Consider the following 15,330-nt stretch of genomic DNA (forward strand, 5'->3'; position numbering starts at 1 on the left):
CGATTCATTCGCTTCACTAAATCATAATAGGTACTTCGTGGAATACCAGCGAGCTCAACGAGCTCCTTCACCAGATATTTATGCCTTAATTCAAAGACTATTTGTGTTTTGTCTTGTTTGGTGATTTTTCCTTGCTTTGAACTAAGGCATTCAACTTTTTTAAATACTCGTTTTCCATTTCAAGTTGCTTAATACGTGCTTCAAGAGCTTCGAATGATCCTTCAACTTGAATTCGTTTTGACTGTTTATTTGACTCTTTTTCATGGATGGACGCCCCTTTTTCATTGATTTCAGAGCGTCAATACCAGCTGAGTTATACAATTTAACCCATTTATGTACCGATGATGGAGACGGGATGTTAAAAATCGCAGCTGCTTCATTAGGAGTTACTCCAAAATCATTTATATAGTTTAGTACGTCCATTTTAAAGTTCAAATCATAATTTGTATAGGTAGAATGAAAAGCATCTACTCCATTTACTTTATACTGGACTACCCAAACCTTTAATGGGCTTATGCTAATATGAAACTGATCAGCTATTGTTTTAAAGGAAGCTGTTCCTTTTAGATAAGTTAAAACTGCCCGTAATTTTAATTCAGAACTATATTTTGTCATAGAAAAACTGCACCTCCAATTGTTAGATTGTGTCTAACAATTGGGGTGCAGTTCACTCCCAGAAGGTCTTTTTATACGGAATAAAATAAATCCAACAAAAAGAAAAGTCAACTGCATTAAAATCCAATAAATCCCGTTCCACCGGTAACCACCCTATGTTCGCCAGTATTCCATAATAGAGCGTGGGTATTCCATCCAGTTCCGTGAGTAATCGCACCTCGACCGTCAGTAAACTCAACAACTCCATGGGTAAACCTCAAAAGGGAAGCTTTTCGCTTGAACGAAAAGCCAATTGCATTAAATCCCAATAAATCCTGTTCCACCGGTAACCACCCTCGGTCCGCCAGTATTCTATAATAGAGAGGGGGTATTCCATCCAGTTCCGCGAGTAATCGCACCTCGACCGCGAGTAAACCCAACAACTCCGCAAGTAACCCATCCCAAACCAAAACCGCACAAACACATCAAAAAAAGCCCTCCGCCATCGCGAAAGACCTTCCCTTTAAAAACTATGCGTCATCGTCCATACAGCCACTGCATTCGTATCCCCATCATTTGTAAATCGATGCGGCAGCGAACTATCAAAGTAAATACTATCACCTTCATCGATAAAGTATACTTCTCCTTCAATTTCAAGACGTAAGCTACCGACGAGCATAAATCCGCACTCCTCGCCGCCATGGAACATAAGTGGATCTTCAGTACCATCACCTGGCGATACAATCATCTTAAAAAAGCTCATCTGTTTACCCGAACTTGGCGACAATAGTTCATATTCCACATTAGGTCGAACTCGTTTGATCAGATTGCCCTCGCCTTTACGCGTTAACGTGACCGCGTTACTTTCCTCTGACTCGAAGAATGAAAATACAGGAACTTTCAAACTATGGCTTAACTTCCATAACGTCTCTAAAGAAGGAGACACTTGTCCGCGCTCAATTTGCGAGATCATACTCTGGCTCACATTTGTTTTTTTGGCCAGTTCATCGGATGTCAACCCTTGAAATCTACGTAAATACCTTATTCGCTTACCAACCTCACTTTTAGGAAATACCAATAAAAACACCCCTTATGAATAAAAATACATTAGACAGAATAATAAAACATGTAGACTTAATAATATAATACTACTAAATAGATAAAAAACACCATATAATACAAGTATATATAATATATTTTGCACTTATTCTCAAATAGAATCAATAATAATAATATTGCAACTAATTATTTATTATGTAGACAGGTGAATAATAATAATTTATACTACTAATAATTCACTAGTTTCATAAGGGGAACTGAATAATAGAGAAAACGGGGGATAAAAACATGAAAAAATGGTTAGCAGCAATACTTATGATTACTGTATTAATCATTGCTGGATGTAGCAATGATTCAGGTGGTGTATCAACAGATAACTCCACAATTCAAAAAGTATTGAAAGAAAAGAAACTAGTTATAGGGATGTCTCCAGGATATTTCCCATTTGATATGAAAGATCCAAATGGCAATTTCGTTGGATATGACGTAGACACTGCAAACGCACTAGGAGAAGCACTAGGTGTGAAAGTGGAATATAAACAATTCACATTTGACGGCTTAATTCCTGCGCTACAAACAGGCGAGGTTGATATGATTTTCGCTGGTATGACTATTCGCGGTGACCGTGCATTAGCGGTTAGTTTTGCAAATCCATACTTCCAAACTGGGCAAGCAGTAATGGTCCCAGGATCAGATACAAAGTCAAAAACTTGGCAAGATCTTGATGTAAAAGGAAACAAAATTGCTGTAGGTATCGGAACAACTGGTGCTTTACTTGCAAAAGATGTATTTAAAAATGCTCAAATTCTTGATTTTGAAGAATTCCCATCAGCAGCAGCAGCAATGGCGCAAGGCGAAGCAGATGCAGTAGTTTACGATGAGCCAGCAATCGCTGTATGGAAACTTCGTAACGAGGACGCTGTAACTCAATTAGAAGGTTTAATCTCAACAGAAAACTTAGGAATTGCTATCAAGAAAAATGATTTTGAAACAATTCAATGGGTTAACTCATTCTTAAGCAGTTACCTAGGAAGTCCAACAGAATTAGCATCTCACGCAAAATGGTTTGAGTCTTCTGATTGGTTGGATGAAGTAGTAGACGAATAGAAAATAGCACTGGGTAGAGGAAAAACTCTACTCAGTACTTTTATACACTCAGCCAACTTAGAGGAGGAACAACTATGTATCAGTACGACTGGAGTGTTATCAGTCGAAATATGGACGTGTTCATCGACGGTGCGCTGAAAACGCTAGAAATTTCTGCGATTTCTATCCTTTTAGCCATTCCGATTGGTATTCTATTTGGACTCGGACGTATTTCGAAAAACAAAATTATCTTCATTATTTCATCTACATACATAGAAATAATTCGTGGAGTACCACTATTAGTACTACTTATGTGGATTTTCTATGTACTTGGACAATTTTTCTCTTTAGGCTCCTACTGGGGCTCAATTGTCGGTCTAGCATTATTTGCCGGCGCATTTATTGCCGAAATCGTTCGTTCAGGTATTCAAGGGGTACCAAAAGGACAAATGGAAGCAGCACGTTCATTAGGAATGTCTCATACAAAAGCAATGACACATATTATTTTACCGCAAGCATTTAGACGCGTATTACCGCCGCTTGCATCACAATTCATTATGCTGATTAAAGACTCATCACTTGTATCAGTTATTGCGGCAACCGACTTAACGCTAAACGCTAAAAACCTAGTAGCAACATCATTCCGCTCGATTGAAGTGTGGACCTTCGTTGCACTAGTCTACTTCATCATGACATTCAGCCTTTCATTAATCCTTCGATACTTCGAAAAAAGATTACTGAAGAGTGAAACATAACGTTAAGGAGGGTGTACCCAAATGATTTCTATCAAAAATGTCAATAAAAGCTTCGGCGACCACCAAGTCCTAACCGACGTTTCGCTCGAAGTACCAAAATCGAATGTAATCGCATTGATCGGCCCAAGCGGAGCGGGGAAATCCACCCTAATCCGTACAATCAACGCATTAGAACCAGTAGATAACGGGGAAATAACAGTGGACGGCACTTCCATCCACGACAAAAAAACGGATATCAACGTAGCCCGTACGAACATAGGCTTCGTATTCCAAAGCTTCAACCTATTTCCATTCTTAACTGCACTAGAAAACGTAACAATGGCTCCAATGAAAGTAAAGGGACTAAGTAAAGAAGCTGCCGAAAAAAGAGGCAAAGAACTACTTTCATCTCTTGGACTAGAAGACAAATTCGATGCTTATCCAAACCGACTTTCCGGTGGGCAGCAACAACGGGTAGCTATCGCTAGGGCGCTAGCAATGGACCCAACTGTCATGCTATTTGACGAACCAACATCAGCACTCGACCCAGAAATGGTAACCGAAGTGCTAGATGCCATCCGTAAATTAGCAAAAGATGGCATGACCATGGTAGTCGTAACACACGAAATGGGCTTCGCCAAAGAAATCTGCGACGAAATCGTCTTCATGGCAGAAGGTAAAATAGTCGAACGCGCCGCACCATCCAAATTCTTCACCAATCCAGACACACAGCGTGCGCAAGACTTCCTATCTAAAGTATTAAACCACTAGAGAATTCTAGTGGTTTTTATTTTGATAATTCGGTTATTTGAAATTAGCACGAATGAAGAATTGAAAATATGTATTTATAAAGATTGATCCGTTATATAGAAGAAACTCAAAAAAATATGCAAGAAACATCATGTGAACAAAAAAACTAAAAAGAAAGATTCTTTACGTCTATATTGCAAAACGATACTTCTGTAACCAAATTTTAATGCATTAAAAAGGTTTAAAGAATTCCTCTGTAGTTCTATATCACCGGAGACTAATACTTAAATACTAGCGAAATATGAAGAGAGAAGAATAGGTAAAAGAAGGCATGAATGTAAATATCCTAATCTTGTTTAAGCATTTAAGCTACTGGAACACATAACAAAATTATGTATAAGAATGATTAATCTAATAGTAGTAGACAAGAAAAGGGGCTTTGATCTATTGATCAAAGCCCCTATAAAATAAGAAAAGAAGCATCCGAAGTTCAGATGCTTCTTTTCTTGAGCGATAAAACGAAGGAAGTAGAAGGCTGCACACTAATGAATGTACAAACAAGTTTACGGCGTTACACATCTATAAGTAACCTTCTATACAGTACATAATAACACAAATATAAAAAAATGCACACATTTAATTAAATATTTTAAAAAAGATTATAAATAATTAATTGAGTAATAAGAAGTAAAATTAAGAAGAATCTATTAATATAAAAAGATAGTACAAATTATTCAGAAATAAAACTAGCGTTATTGGTTACATTGCTGTAATATGGAATATGTAATGGAGTCATTGGTGCCTTCAAAATGTCATTCTCTAAAAAAACTGGTAATCTTTATGATTTTTACTTGATTTTAGCATATGAGTTTTGTATACTCATATATTAGTTAGGGTGACGATATTGGACGCGATCAGCGACCGGCATTACACACTACAAAAATTGCACCACACAAGCGAAGGGAGATCACAAGTTTATGAAAAAAGTCATCAAAATTGCAGCTTCAACTGCAGTAGCAGCTTCAGCATTCGTTGCAGTAGCACCAACGCAACAAGCAGATGCAGCAACAAACGTAAATCAATTAGCAACAAACGCACAAAATGCAGGTACAGTATTAAAATGGGCTATCTCGTATGAAGGTTCTGCGGACTTCAAAACTCGTCCGTTTAATGAATTCAATGCAGCTAAAAAAGCAGTTGCAGCAGCAGAGGCAGCAGCAGCAAAAATTTCAACAACTGAAAAATTAGCTGTTCAAGCTAAACTTGTTGACACTAAAATTCAAATCGTTCGTGCAACAGCTTATATCGATGCACTTACTTCAAGTGAAAAAATTAAAGCTGATACAGCTGTATTAGATGCAGCAATCAAAACTGGTGATATTCAAAAAGTTGAAGATGCTTACCACAAAGCAACTCGCGAGTACCGTAAACAAGCAGCACTATTAGACCGTGTTTATGGCCAAACAACTCGTGACGGTATCCGTAACGCAGTTAAACCAGAAATCGAAAAATTGGTAGCGTCAGTTAAAAATGAAGTTACTGTTCATATGCTAGCTAAAGCAGCAGATGCTGATATCAAAGCTTCTAAATTCGACGACGCTTCTAAAAAAATTGCTGAAGCTCAAGCAATCTTAGATGCTAACACACTTACTTGGGAAACTTCATTACAAAAATCAATTAATGATGTTGCAACAAGCTTACCATTATCAGTAAGAGGAGTAACTCGTTTAAATGATACTACTGTAGTAGTAACTTTAAGCAAGCCAGTTTCAGCTGTCTATTCATCTGAATTTACATTTGATAACTCATTAGTTGCAACAAGTGCAGTACTAGCTGCTGACAATAAAACTGTAACTTTAACTACAACTAAACAAGCTGCTGGAAAAACTTATACTTTATCTTATAAAGGAACTTCAGCAACATTTGCAACTCCATCAGATGCACCAGGTAATATCACACTTGATGGGGCAGAAATTTATTCTGACATTGCGCGTAGTGAGGCAATTACAGCTACTTTCAAAGACGACAATGGTAAAATCAACCAAGCACCTGTTACAATTTCAGTTCCTACTGGTTTAACTTTAGTTTCTGTTAATGGTGTTGCTGCTGGAACAGCTACTACTAAATATGTTCCTAATTCTTCAGGTCAACTTAATTTAGTTGTTAAAGCTACTGGAACAGCTACTGTTCTTAATGCTCAATTGAAATATACACAAGGAGATTCAGAAGAAGTTTCACAAAAGTTAAACTTCTATGCAGATTTATCTCCATTAACACTTACAGATAGCTATGCTGTTTCTTATGTAGATCCAGCTGGGAACTTCTTTATTGCTAAAAATAGCACTACTGAAGTAAAAATAGCTTTAAAATCTACTGATATCTTACAAGTAGCTTCTGTTTCTTCTTCAACTGATTTTAAATCTAAATTATCAGTAGGTGATGTTGTTGTAGGTACTTATAATGGAACTTCTGGTTCTTCTGTATTAAACCTATTCTTTGATAAGCCAGCTGGTTTTGATTTCTCAGTTAATGAAGATACAACAGTTCGTGTTGATTCAACACATGTTACATTCACAGGTAAAGGTGAAGCAAATAAAATTATTGCTGTTTACGGTTTAGCTGGTAATTTAATTAAACAAGGAAACATTGGTTCTAACGGTGTTTGGTCTATCGAAGTTCCTGTAGCTTCAGTAGATACTACTACTAACCAATTCTATTTAGCACAACATACAAACCTTGGAGTTTCTGTACCTCAAACTACACCAGCTGGAGCAGTTGCTCGTACAGTGGTACCAGGTGAATTTACAATTACAAACGCAGCGTTACAAAACTCTGTTTCAGATCCAGACAACTCGCTAAATGGCGATTCAGTATTATTCTCAGTAAGTACTGTTACTGGTGATACATTTAAATTACAATCTAGCCCTACTATAACAGTACGTGATGGTGATGGTTCAGTAGCTACATTTAAACATAATGTTGAAAATACTAAATTTGGTCTAAATGCAGCTGCAACACAATTAACAGTTAAATTTGGTTACACTGCTGCTACTGGTGGATCAACTGGTGGATTGCAAGGTGGTCTATCAATTATCGCAATTGATGGAGTAACTAATCAAGCTGGATTAAAAGTTAAAACTTCTGCTTTAACTAATCTTTCTGGCTACTAAGATTTAAGAGTTTTTAAATCAATTGGTATTACTAAAAACACGAATAACTTCGGTTATTCGTGTTTTTTATATGCTTAAAAACAGGTTCTATAATATTTGTTGGGGTTTCCCTACAATTGCGCATAAAAAAATGCACGTAACTTCCGATTCTTTTATACTTGAATTGTCGAGAAACAAGTATGAAAAGGAGCTACGTGCAAATGAATTTTATCATGAATATCCCAGGATTAAAAGGTGTAACTATCCAAAAGGTGGAGGAAACAGGGGAGAGAATTGCTCTTCATGTTTCACTGCCAAAGAAAGAGCATAGCTGTCCAAACTGTCATCAATTAACGTCCAAAGTCCATGATTATCGGGTTCAAAAGATTAAGCATCTAAAATAGTTTGAGCGATTAACAATACTTTTTTATAAGCGTCGTCGTTATGCATGTATATTTGGGAAGCGTTTCTCGGAGAAATCCCCTTTAATATCAGCATTTCTCAAAAGAGTGGAATCAAGTAGTACGTATCCGTTCCATTAAAGCTAAAACATTCAAAGAAGCTGGCGAAGTACTTGGTTCTTCGAGTTCAACGGTGATTCGTCGTTTTAAAGAGGCTGCGAAAACGGAGCTTATCAGTGGAGTTAGCTTACCTAAAGCTATCGCAATTGATGAGTATAAAGGAGATACAGATGCAGGTACATATCAGCTGATTATTGCCAATGCAGAAACACATGAACCGATTGATATATTGCCTAACCGCCGCAAAGAAACGGTGAAAGACTATCTTTCAAAGCATGGTGCTGATGTAGAAATCGTTGTGATGGATATGAATCTGAGCTTTAAAGCAGCGGTGAGAAAGGCCCTAGGCCAGCCAGTGATTGTAGCCGATCGTTTCCACTACTGCCGGTATATTTATTGGGCGTCAGATGAAGTTCGTCGTCAAGTTCAAAAAGAGTGGCATGAATACGATCGCAAGAAATGTAAGCGAATGCGCCATGTCTTGTACAAGAGACAAGAGAAATTAACGAAAACCAACGCTTGGTATTTAGCTCGTTATACGAACATGTCTGAAACATTGAAACAGGCACATGAACTCAAAGAGGCATACTTTAAATGGTTTGACTGGGCAAAAGAAACGAAGGATTTAGTAGAAGTAAAAAAACAATTAGAAGCTTTTTACCGTAAGGTAGAGGACAGCAATATTCCAGCCTTTAAAAAAGCTATTCGAACCTTTAAAAACTGGCAAACCGAGATTTTAAATAGCTTTAGTTTTGGTTTTTCGAATGGCTTTCTTGAGGGCATTAATAATAAAACGAAAGTGATGAAGCGTAACGCATATGGATTTCGTCGCTTCGATCACTTTCGTGCAAAGATTTTATTAAATATAAAGTATAAAGAAATCGGAGTTCATCTCGGTTAAAGGAAGGTGTGGAAATGACACCACCCCAACATTTGACGTTGAACCAAAAAACACAATTCCTCACGAGTTTTTTATACTTGAATTGTCTAGAACAAGTAAAGGTTGGAGCTGTATGCAATAAAATATCAATTTCATGATTATGAGTTTCGATACCTGCAGTTATTTATGTCTGAAAGAAAAAACGACAGTTAACCAGATCGTTAATTGTTCTTTCAAATGTTATCATGCAATAGTCATATAGTATGGTTATGGTAAATATAGGGTCTCAGTTACAGGGAACAAGTTTAAACTTTAATGAAATAAACAACTATTGAAATGAAAAAAAGCCGTAAAAGCGAATCTTTTATGGCTTTAATAATTCTTATAAAGTTTTATAAAGTCTGTGCAAGCATATCTATCTTCCATGAACTGAAATCTGGATTCTCTTTCATAAATATTTCTTTAGAGAATGAAAGACTAATTGGACGTGCTTGTTTTGAAGAAATTTCAAATTCACCGATTGGGAATCCGAGCTTACATACAATGTCCCCTGTCGCATCAAATAATTGAATTGGTAGGTTTTCAATTGTAAGTGAGTCTGAGAAAGCATTGCGAATAATAATAAATATATTGACCGCTTCTGCATATTCTTCGAAATGGAAACCGACAATAGAAATCTCATTTACCTTAATAGGTTCTAATGAAGAAACTAAACTTTGAACAAATTCCTTCTGATCCTCAGTTAGTCCATTCGACCAGTTTTCATCCAAGTACAACTCAAAATCTTTTACTACTTTTTCATAATACTCAAATGCCATTTCAAAATCCATTTCATTTATTAGTTCATCATAAGGTACTAATAAATCGTCCATTTCAAACAGGAAATTCCACGGTCTTGCTTTAAAAGCTTCTAATTCTCCAAATAACTCCATATCAAATTGTTTCTTCGCTAGTTCCTTCCCTTCTTTATCTTTCACTACTAATACTACTTGTTCTAGACGTAATTTTTTTGGTAAAGAATGTCTTATTATAGCTGTTACGACAATTCCTGATTCCACGGTATATAGTTTAACTCCATGGACATGTAGTTGGCTTGCTTCTAAATTTTCTAATTGCTGATGGAAATATTGGAAGATATATTTATCTGGTGCAGATATATCCCAGTCTTTTGAAAAGTCTATTTCAGTCTTATAAGTTTTAGTAGAATTTGTCATCGTGTAATTCCTTTCTTCTTTAGGTGATTAACTATTATTATACCATAATCTGGCTTGATGATTTAAGGACTACTCTTCTACAGTATATTCCATTATTTATCAATAAGTTTGACTGGTTTTGCATGGTATAATAATGTGGGTTATTCCGATTTAAGCTTGATATGGAGGCAATTTAGTATGAGCAAAAAATGTATATATCTTACACTAGTAATTTCCACTCTTGTTTCTTTCATTACCGCACCACAAGTAAATGCAGCTACTAATATTCCACAATTAGTCACAGATGCACAAAATGCAGGAACTATATTAAAATGGTCCATTTCCAAAGAAGGCTCCGCTGATTTTCAAACGCGCCCATACGAGCAATATAACACGACAAAAGAAACCATTGCAGCTGCTGAAAAAGCCGCAATCAAGTTATCTAAATCGGAACAACTTAGTGCTCAAGCTAAATTAGTGGAGCCGAAGATTCAGGTGAAACGTGCACAAGCATACATAGATGCTATAACTTCAAGTGAAAAAATTAGTAAGCTAACAACCAATTTACAAAATGCTATAAATTCAGCTGAGCTAAGTAGTGTAGAAGCTGCTTACCATATAGCAACAGCAGAATATAGAAAACAAGTAAAATTATTGGACAGGGTATATGGTCAATCCACTAGAGATGGTATTCGCAATCAAGTGAAACCGTCTATGGAGAAATTAATCGCTGAAGTGAAATTTGACATAACAGTTAAAATATATCTTGACCAAGCGAAGAGTTTTATTGAAGAGAATAGATTACTAGAAGCTTCCTTAGAATTAGACAAAGCCAAATCATACATAGATAACCAAAATTCAAATCTTACATTTAGAACTATCCTTACTAAAGAGTACGATGAAACATTAAACTCTTTACCTTTACAGCCATTGTTCATAACATCAGATGGTAAAAACAGTGTAACAGTTAATTTTTCAAGAGCTTACAATATACCTTTAGAAGGCCTAGTAGCTGGCCAATTTAAAATTTCTGGTGAGACTGTCCAATCAGCTAAGTTATCCAATGACAAAACATCAGTAATATTAACGACATCTGATTTAAATGCTAATACAAGTTATACAGTAAGTTGGAAGGGTAACCAACTGAACTTTAAGACAGAAGCTGTTCCTGATACAACAGGTATTGCATTGACCGACAAGGAAACTACATATCTTGAAACGACTGATTCCCAAGTATATACAGCTAAACTAACTAATTTAGATGGTAGTAATTATAACGGAAGAGTGCAAATTAGCCTGGGAGAATCCTCAGCGGTAATTACTTCTGTCAATGGGCAAAGGATTGAAAGTGGTCAAGAGACAATTAGCTATGCAGACCCAAATGGAAATCTAGTAATTATAATAGCAGCTGCTTATGGATTTAATGCTGAAACTCCATCTGTCACCCATGTCCAACCAACAATACAAAAAATAGATGGTAATAAAAGAGCTAAAAAAGCAGGAATTACCCATTTTTATCAGCTTCAAAATGCGAAAGGCCCTTATATGTTAACCATTGATAGCGACGAGATTGCTACTGAAGAAGATTTTATATATACGGGTGGTTATAAATATAAATGGGATAGAAATGATTTATTCTTTATCTATAGTGAACAAGTTTCACAAGAAGTATTTGAAAAAGCACTCTCTAAAGGAGATAAAGTAGAAGTTAGTTATGAAACAAGAGCAGATAACCATTCCACTTGGAACCTCCATGTTGATGTGACAGAAGATGCAGATTTAGTATTCCAAAATCCAGTCACTTCTCTGCTTACATTTGATGGGTACTCATACGATATAAGCGGCACTGCACAACCGGGTAATAAGGTGAAAGTCTATAGAAATGATGTATTGGTAGGTAATACTATCGTGGATGCGAAAGGAAATTGGACACTTGGATCTGTAAGCTTAATACAAGAAGTGACCAATACATTTGTTGCTTATCAATACGCTCCAGGCAAAGATGGAATAGATGGGGAAGGAGCAGTAAATGCAAATAATCCTGCTACAACTACCATTAATGAAGGAGCGTTTGCTTCTACTCAAATAGTTTTAAATGACAAGGGTTCTAATGGTTTATCTATTTCAGACACATTAGAATTTACATTCCATAATCCTTCTTATGGACATGAATTTAAAAAAGGTTTATCCGGTACTATTACACTGAATGATGGTTTTGGAAAAATTGCTGTGGTGAAAGGTGAGTATATAGACTTTAATACACTTAAAATCATGAACTTCATTTCTGTGGATGCTGGATTCAATCATAAAGCCTCGTTATTTGTCATTACAGAGACTAGTGGAATCGTAAACCAAGATCAGCTTACATTCAGTATTACAGGGAATGGATCTAGCTCTTTGGTAGAAAACAATTCTGTGAAATGATTTCGTTTGGTTTAGTGATATGCAAATTTAAATTGTATATTACTCATCTTTCACGTTGGTACATTATGAACTTTTCTTATTTAAAAAAAAGATGATATTATATAATACAAAAAAGGCGTTCTGGAAATCTCCAGAACGTCTTTCCTCAATCCTTCAATATTTATTTTCAAAATAAGCAGTCTTCACAAAATAACTCACAGTCCCACTAGTTATATCAATTTTTACCTTTTTCGCATCGGTTGGAACTTTGAGATCTTTAACCACGTTACCGTTCTTGTCTACAATAGAAGCTCCAATAAGAGCGTGTGATTCCCCGTCATAATCTAATACGGCAAATTCTTGAAGATTTTTAGAGTGGTTTTCGATAAAATTGAAATAGCTGTTTTTTACTTCAATCATTTTTCCAGTAGCGAAGTCATAAACGGATGTTTGATAGTCAGCATTTTCAAAGTATATACCTGAATTAGTGAACTTATAATTTGCAGGTCCACAAGGGCTCTCCCCTTGTATATGATCTTTTATTGATTTTAAATGGATTGTTTTTTTGCCATTTAAGTCCATTTTATAAAATTTGTTATCCTTTAAGTAGATGATTTCTTTCGTATCTGAAAGAATATAATCATCGATTGATTTTGCTAGTTCTATTTTATTATTCCCATTCGCATCCATTTTGTGTAACGTATAATTTTCTAAGAAGTCTTTATTTACTTTAGTGTAATAGATAGTGTTGTCCTTAACTTGTACTGCATCACCAGTAGCATTCGCTATCGTATCATTAGTGAGTAGTATCTCTTTTCCTTTTGTGTCTTTTTTATACAACAACGTAAAAGCAGATATAGCCCCTCCACAACTACCTGCATGTGTTGATTCCCCTAAGTATTTCTGAAACAGAAGTTCTTCTCCAATCGCCATAGGATCAGTGAACTGTGTATAATCCTCATAGGGATTTTCCAAAGCTTCTTTCGATGTAGTTACTCTCCCAAGTTTATAGTGTCTATTATCCTCATTTACATTTAATTTAACCACCGGTTGTTTTACTTCGGCTAACTTATAGGTATTATCCTTAATGATTAAAGTTGTTCTTTTTGTATTTGGGTCCACTTGATAAATTCCTGGTGACGTTCCATTTTCATATGACAGTGGCACATAGAATGTTTTTCCTGCAGCTAGCGATTGGCTAGGTAACAATAGTAAAGAAGTTAGTGCAATCCAACCGAGAATTCGTTTTTTGTTAAATGACATGAGTACTCTCCATTTCGCATAAGTATTTTGAATCAGACAAACAAGTATATGGTTAGTCCTAGGTAAGTATTCTATTTTGGTCCCTGTGTAAGATACAATTCTGAATTGTATCTTACACAGGGACCTTTTTAAATCTGTTGTAAATAGATAAAATGTAATATATAGTAAATAACGAAAGTATATTGAATTAGTTAAATTAATCTAAATGGTATGATAAATATACAAAATGTGGGTGAAGCATGAAAGTTATAAGTGGATTAAATGCATATAATCATTTTCAGCGAGCAAGTGAGCAAACAACGAAGTCTATGCAAAAGTTATCTTCTGGAAAATAAATTAACCGAGCTTCTGATAACGCAGCAGGAAGTGCGATATCCGAGAAGATGAGGGCACAAATAAGAGGGCTTCAACAAGCAGATAGGAATATAAAAGACGGAGTGTCACTTATTCAAACTACTGAAGCAGCTCTTGGCCAAATACAGAATCCAAATTTAATTCGTATGAGAGAGTTAGTAATTCAAGCAGCAAATGATACTTTGAGTTTTCAAGATAAGCAAGTTATACAAAATGAACTGGACCAAATCAAGCAGTCAATTGGTGACATAGTAGAGAATACCGAGTTTAATACGATTAAGGTGTTGCGTCCTCCGGTTGTTAATGTTCCGGTTGGGTCGATTTCAGGAATGACTGATATCGTATTTCTCATTGATTCCACTGGGAGTATGGGTGGTCCAATCGCAAATGTGAAGGCTAACATAACTAATTTTGTTAACTCTATTTCTTCAGCAGGTATAAATATACAGCTAGGGCTAGTGGATTATAATGATGGGGTAAGTTCCAAAGTCTACCCATTTACAACGGACTTAGAGGACTTCAAAAATTCATTAAACACTATCTCTGTTAGTGGCGGGGGAGATACTCCAGAAGCTGGTTTAGAAGCTATTCAAGATGCGCTAGGAATCTCAATGCGCAGTGATGCTTCCAAGCAATTTGTTTTAGTAACAGATGCTCCCGTGCATGATAATAATGATGGGGATGGGGGGGATGGCCTATCTATTTATGATATTGAAGAGATGGCAGACAAATTGAAGGCAGCTAGCATCAAGCTAAATATTGTTGGTCCCACTGATTCCGAGACACAGGAGCAGTTAATGCGTTTGTCTCCTCCAACAAATGGACAGTATTTAAATATTTATAGTGAATTTTCCAATGAACTAAATAAATTGGCAAAAGCTATTATTGAAGATGCTCAAGAACCAAATGAAGAGGATAAAATGTTCCCTTTGAAAATACAGGTTGGTCCAAATGCCGGTCAGCAAATCTCCATTCCTCTGTATGATCATCAAATAGAGAAACTAGAACTTCAGAAGATTGATGTCTTATCGCATGAATCAGCGACGGCTTCATTAGTACTAATAGATAATATTTCTAAGCTTATTAGTTCCAGGAGAGGGGAATATGGTGCTTATCAAAATCGATTAGAACATGCCCTTGCAAATGTACAAAACTATGAAGTGAATCTAACAAATGCGTTATCTGGCATTGAAGATGTAGACATGGCGTTAGAAACACAGCAACTTGCTAAAAATAGTATCCTTTTGCAGTCTTCCCAAACAATGATTGCCCAAATTAATAAAATAAGCCAAGGAATCTTAGAAATTTTAAAATAAATTGTCCCTGTGTAGCAAACAATTCTGA

The 15,330-nt window shown here is 36.0% G+C and carries 10 protein-coding genes and 2 pseudogenes; 7 read left to right on the forward strand and 5 right to left on the reverse strand.

Annotation, left to right across the window (positions count from 1 at the left end):
• The 3 genes and pseudogenes from BM260_RS09345 to BM260_RS09355 all read right to left on the reverse strand — a co-directional run.
• A pseudogene (locus tag BM260_RS09345) lies at positions 1-615 on the reverse strand (helix-turn-helix domain-containing protein); the annotation flags it as partial.
• Between the two features lie 116 nt (positions 616-731).
• Positions 732-938, reverse strand: a complete 207-nt coding sequence (locus BM260_RS18185; RefSeq protein WP_139219911.1) for a hypothetical protein — start codon at positions 936-938, stop codon at positions 732-734.
• Positions 939-1,117: 179 nt separating this feature from the next.
• Positions 1,118-1,681: a helix-turn-helix domain-containing protein gene (locus BM260_RS09355; protein WP_245762682.1), complete on the reverse strand. Its 564-nt coding sequence runs from the start codon at positions 1,679-1,681 to the stop codon at positions 1,118-1,120.
• A 260-nt stretch (positions 1,682-1,941) separates the two neighbouring features.
• On the opposite strand from BM260_RS09355, the gene BM260_RS09360 reads away from it, so the two are divergent.
• The 5 genes and pseudogenes from BM260_RS09360 (at position 1,942) to BM260_RS09380 (ending at position 8,794) form a co-directional block, all read left to right on the forward strand.
• Complete coding sequence (locus BM260_RS09360; protein WP_093537090.1) at positions 1,942-2,760, forward strand: transporter substrate-binding domain-containing protein; 819 nt, start codon at positions 1,942-1,944, stop codon at positions 2,758-2,760.
• A gap of 74 nt (positions 2,761-2,834) precedes the next feature.
• Positions 2,835-3,494 carry an amino acid ABC transporter permease gene (locus tag BM260_RS09365; RefSeq protein ID WP_093537091.1) on the forward strand — a complete coding sequence of 220 codons (660 nt, stop codon included), beginning with the start codon at positions 2,835-2,837 and terminating at the stop codon, positions 3,492-3,494.
• Positions 3,495-3,515: 21 nt separating this feature from the next.
• Positions 3,516-4,244, forward strand: a complete 729-nt coding sequence (locus tag BM260_RS09370; protein ID WP_093537092.1) for an amino acid ABC transporter ATP-binding protein — start codon at positions 3,516-3,518, stop codon at positions 4,242-4,244.
• A 956-nt stretch (positions 4,245-5,200) separates the two neighbouring features.
• Positions 5,201-7,393, forward strand: coding sequence for a hypothetical protein (locus BM260_RS09375; protein WP_093537093.1), 2,193 nt, complete (start codon positions 5,201-5,203; stop codon positions 7,391-7,393).
• 200 nt (positions 7,394-7,593) lie between these two features.
• Positions 7,594-8,794, forward strand: a pseudogene (locus BM260_RS09380) (ISL3 family transposase).
• 371 nt (positions 8,795-9,165) lie between these two features.
• Here BM260_RS09380 and BM260_RS09385 read toward each other — a convergent pair.
• On the reverse strand, positions 9,166-9,987 hold the full coding sequence (locus BM260_RS09385; protein WP_093537094.1) for an SLAP domain-containing protein: 822 nt from the start codon (positions 9,985-9,987) through the stop codon (positions 9,166-9,168).
• 177 nt (positions 9,988-10,164) lie between these two features.
• On the opposite strand from BM260_RS09385, the gene BM260_RS09390 reads away from it, so the two are divergent.
• The gene (locus BM260_RS09390) at positions 10,165-12,390 is read left to right on the forward strand and encodes a hypothetical protein (RefSeq protein WP_093537095.1); all 2,226 of its coding nucleotides are present in this window, start codon (positions 10,165-10,167) and stop codon (positions 12,388-12,390) included.
• A gap of 153 nt (positions 12,391-12,543) precedes the next feature.
• Here BM260_RS09390 and BM260_RS09395 read toward each other — a convergent pair whose 3' ends face one another.
• Positions 12,544-13,632 (reverse strand): hypothetical protein, encoded by a 1,089-nt coding sequence (locus BM260_RS09395; protein WP_093537096.1) that lies wholly within the window; start codon positions 13,630-13,632, stop codon positions 12,544-12,546.
• A 335-nt stretch (positions 13,633-13,967) separates the two neighbouring features.
• On the opposite strand from BM260_RS09395, the gene BM260_RS09400 reads away from it, so the two are divergent.
• Complete coding sequence (locus BM260_RS09400) at positions 13,968-15,302, forward strand: flagellin (protein ID WP_281249751.1); 1,335 nt, start codon at positions 13,968-13,970, stop codon at positions 15,300-15,302.
• Positions 15,303-15,330: the final 28 nt, after the last annotated feature.

It is taken from the genome of Psychrobacillus psychrotolerans, assembly GCF_900115805.1.
In the GTDB taxonomy this organism is placed as follows: Bacteria; Bacillota; Bacilli; order Bacillales_A; family Planococcaceae; genus Psychrobacillus; species Psychrobacillus psychrotolerans.

Excerpts from the sequence above, each read along its gene's own strand:
- BM260_RS09360 (WP_093537090.1), top strand. The coding sequence starts at position 1,942 with ATGAAAAAATGGTTAGCAGCAATACTTATGATTACTGTATTAATCATT.
- BM260_RS09390 (WP_093537095.1), top strand. The coding sequence starts at position 10,165 with ATGAGCAAAAAATGTATATATCTTACACTAGTAATTTCCACTCTTGTT.
- BM260_RS09375 (WP_093537093.1), top strand. The coding sequence starts at position 5,201 with ATGAAAAAAGTCATCAAAATTGCAGCTTCAACTGCAGTAGCAGCTTCA.
- BM260_RS09385 (WP_093537094.1), bottom strand. The coding sequence starts at position 9,987 with ATGACAAATTCTACTAAAACTTATAAGACTGAAATAGACTTTTCAAAA.
- BM260_RS09370 (WP_093537092.1), top strand. The coding sequence starts at position 3,516 with ATGATTTCTATCAAAAATGTCAATAAAAGCTTCGGCGACCACCAAGTC.
- BM260_RS09395 (WP_093537096.1), bottom strand. The coding sequence starts at position 13,632 with ATGTCATTTAACAAAAAACGAATTCTCGGTTGGATTGCACTAACTTCT.
- BM260_RS09365 (WP_093537091.1), top strand. The coding sequence starts at position 2,835 with ATGTATCAGTACGACTGGAGTGTTATCAGTCGAAATATGGACGTGTTC.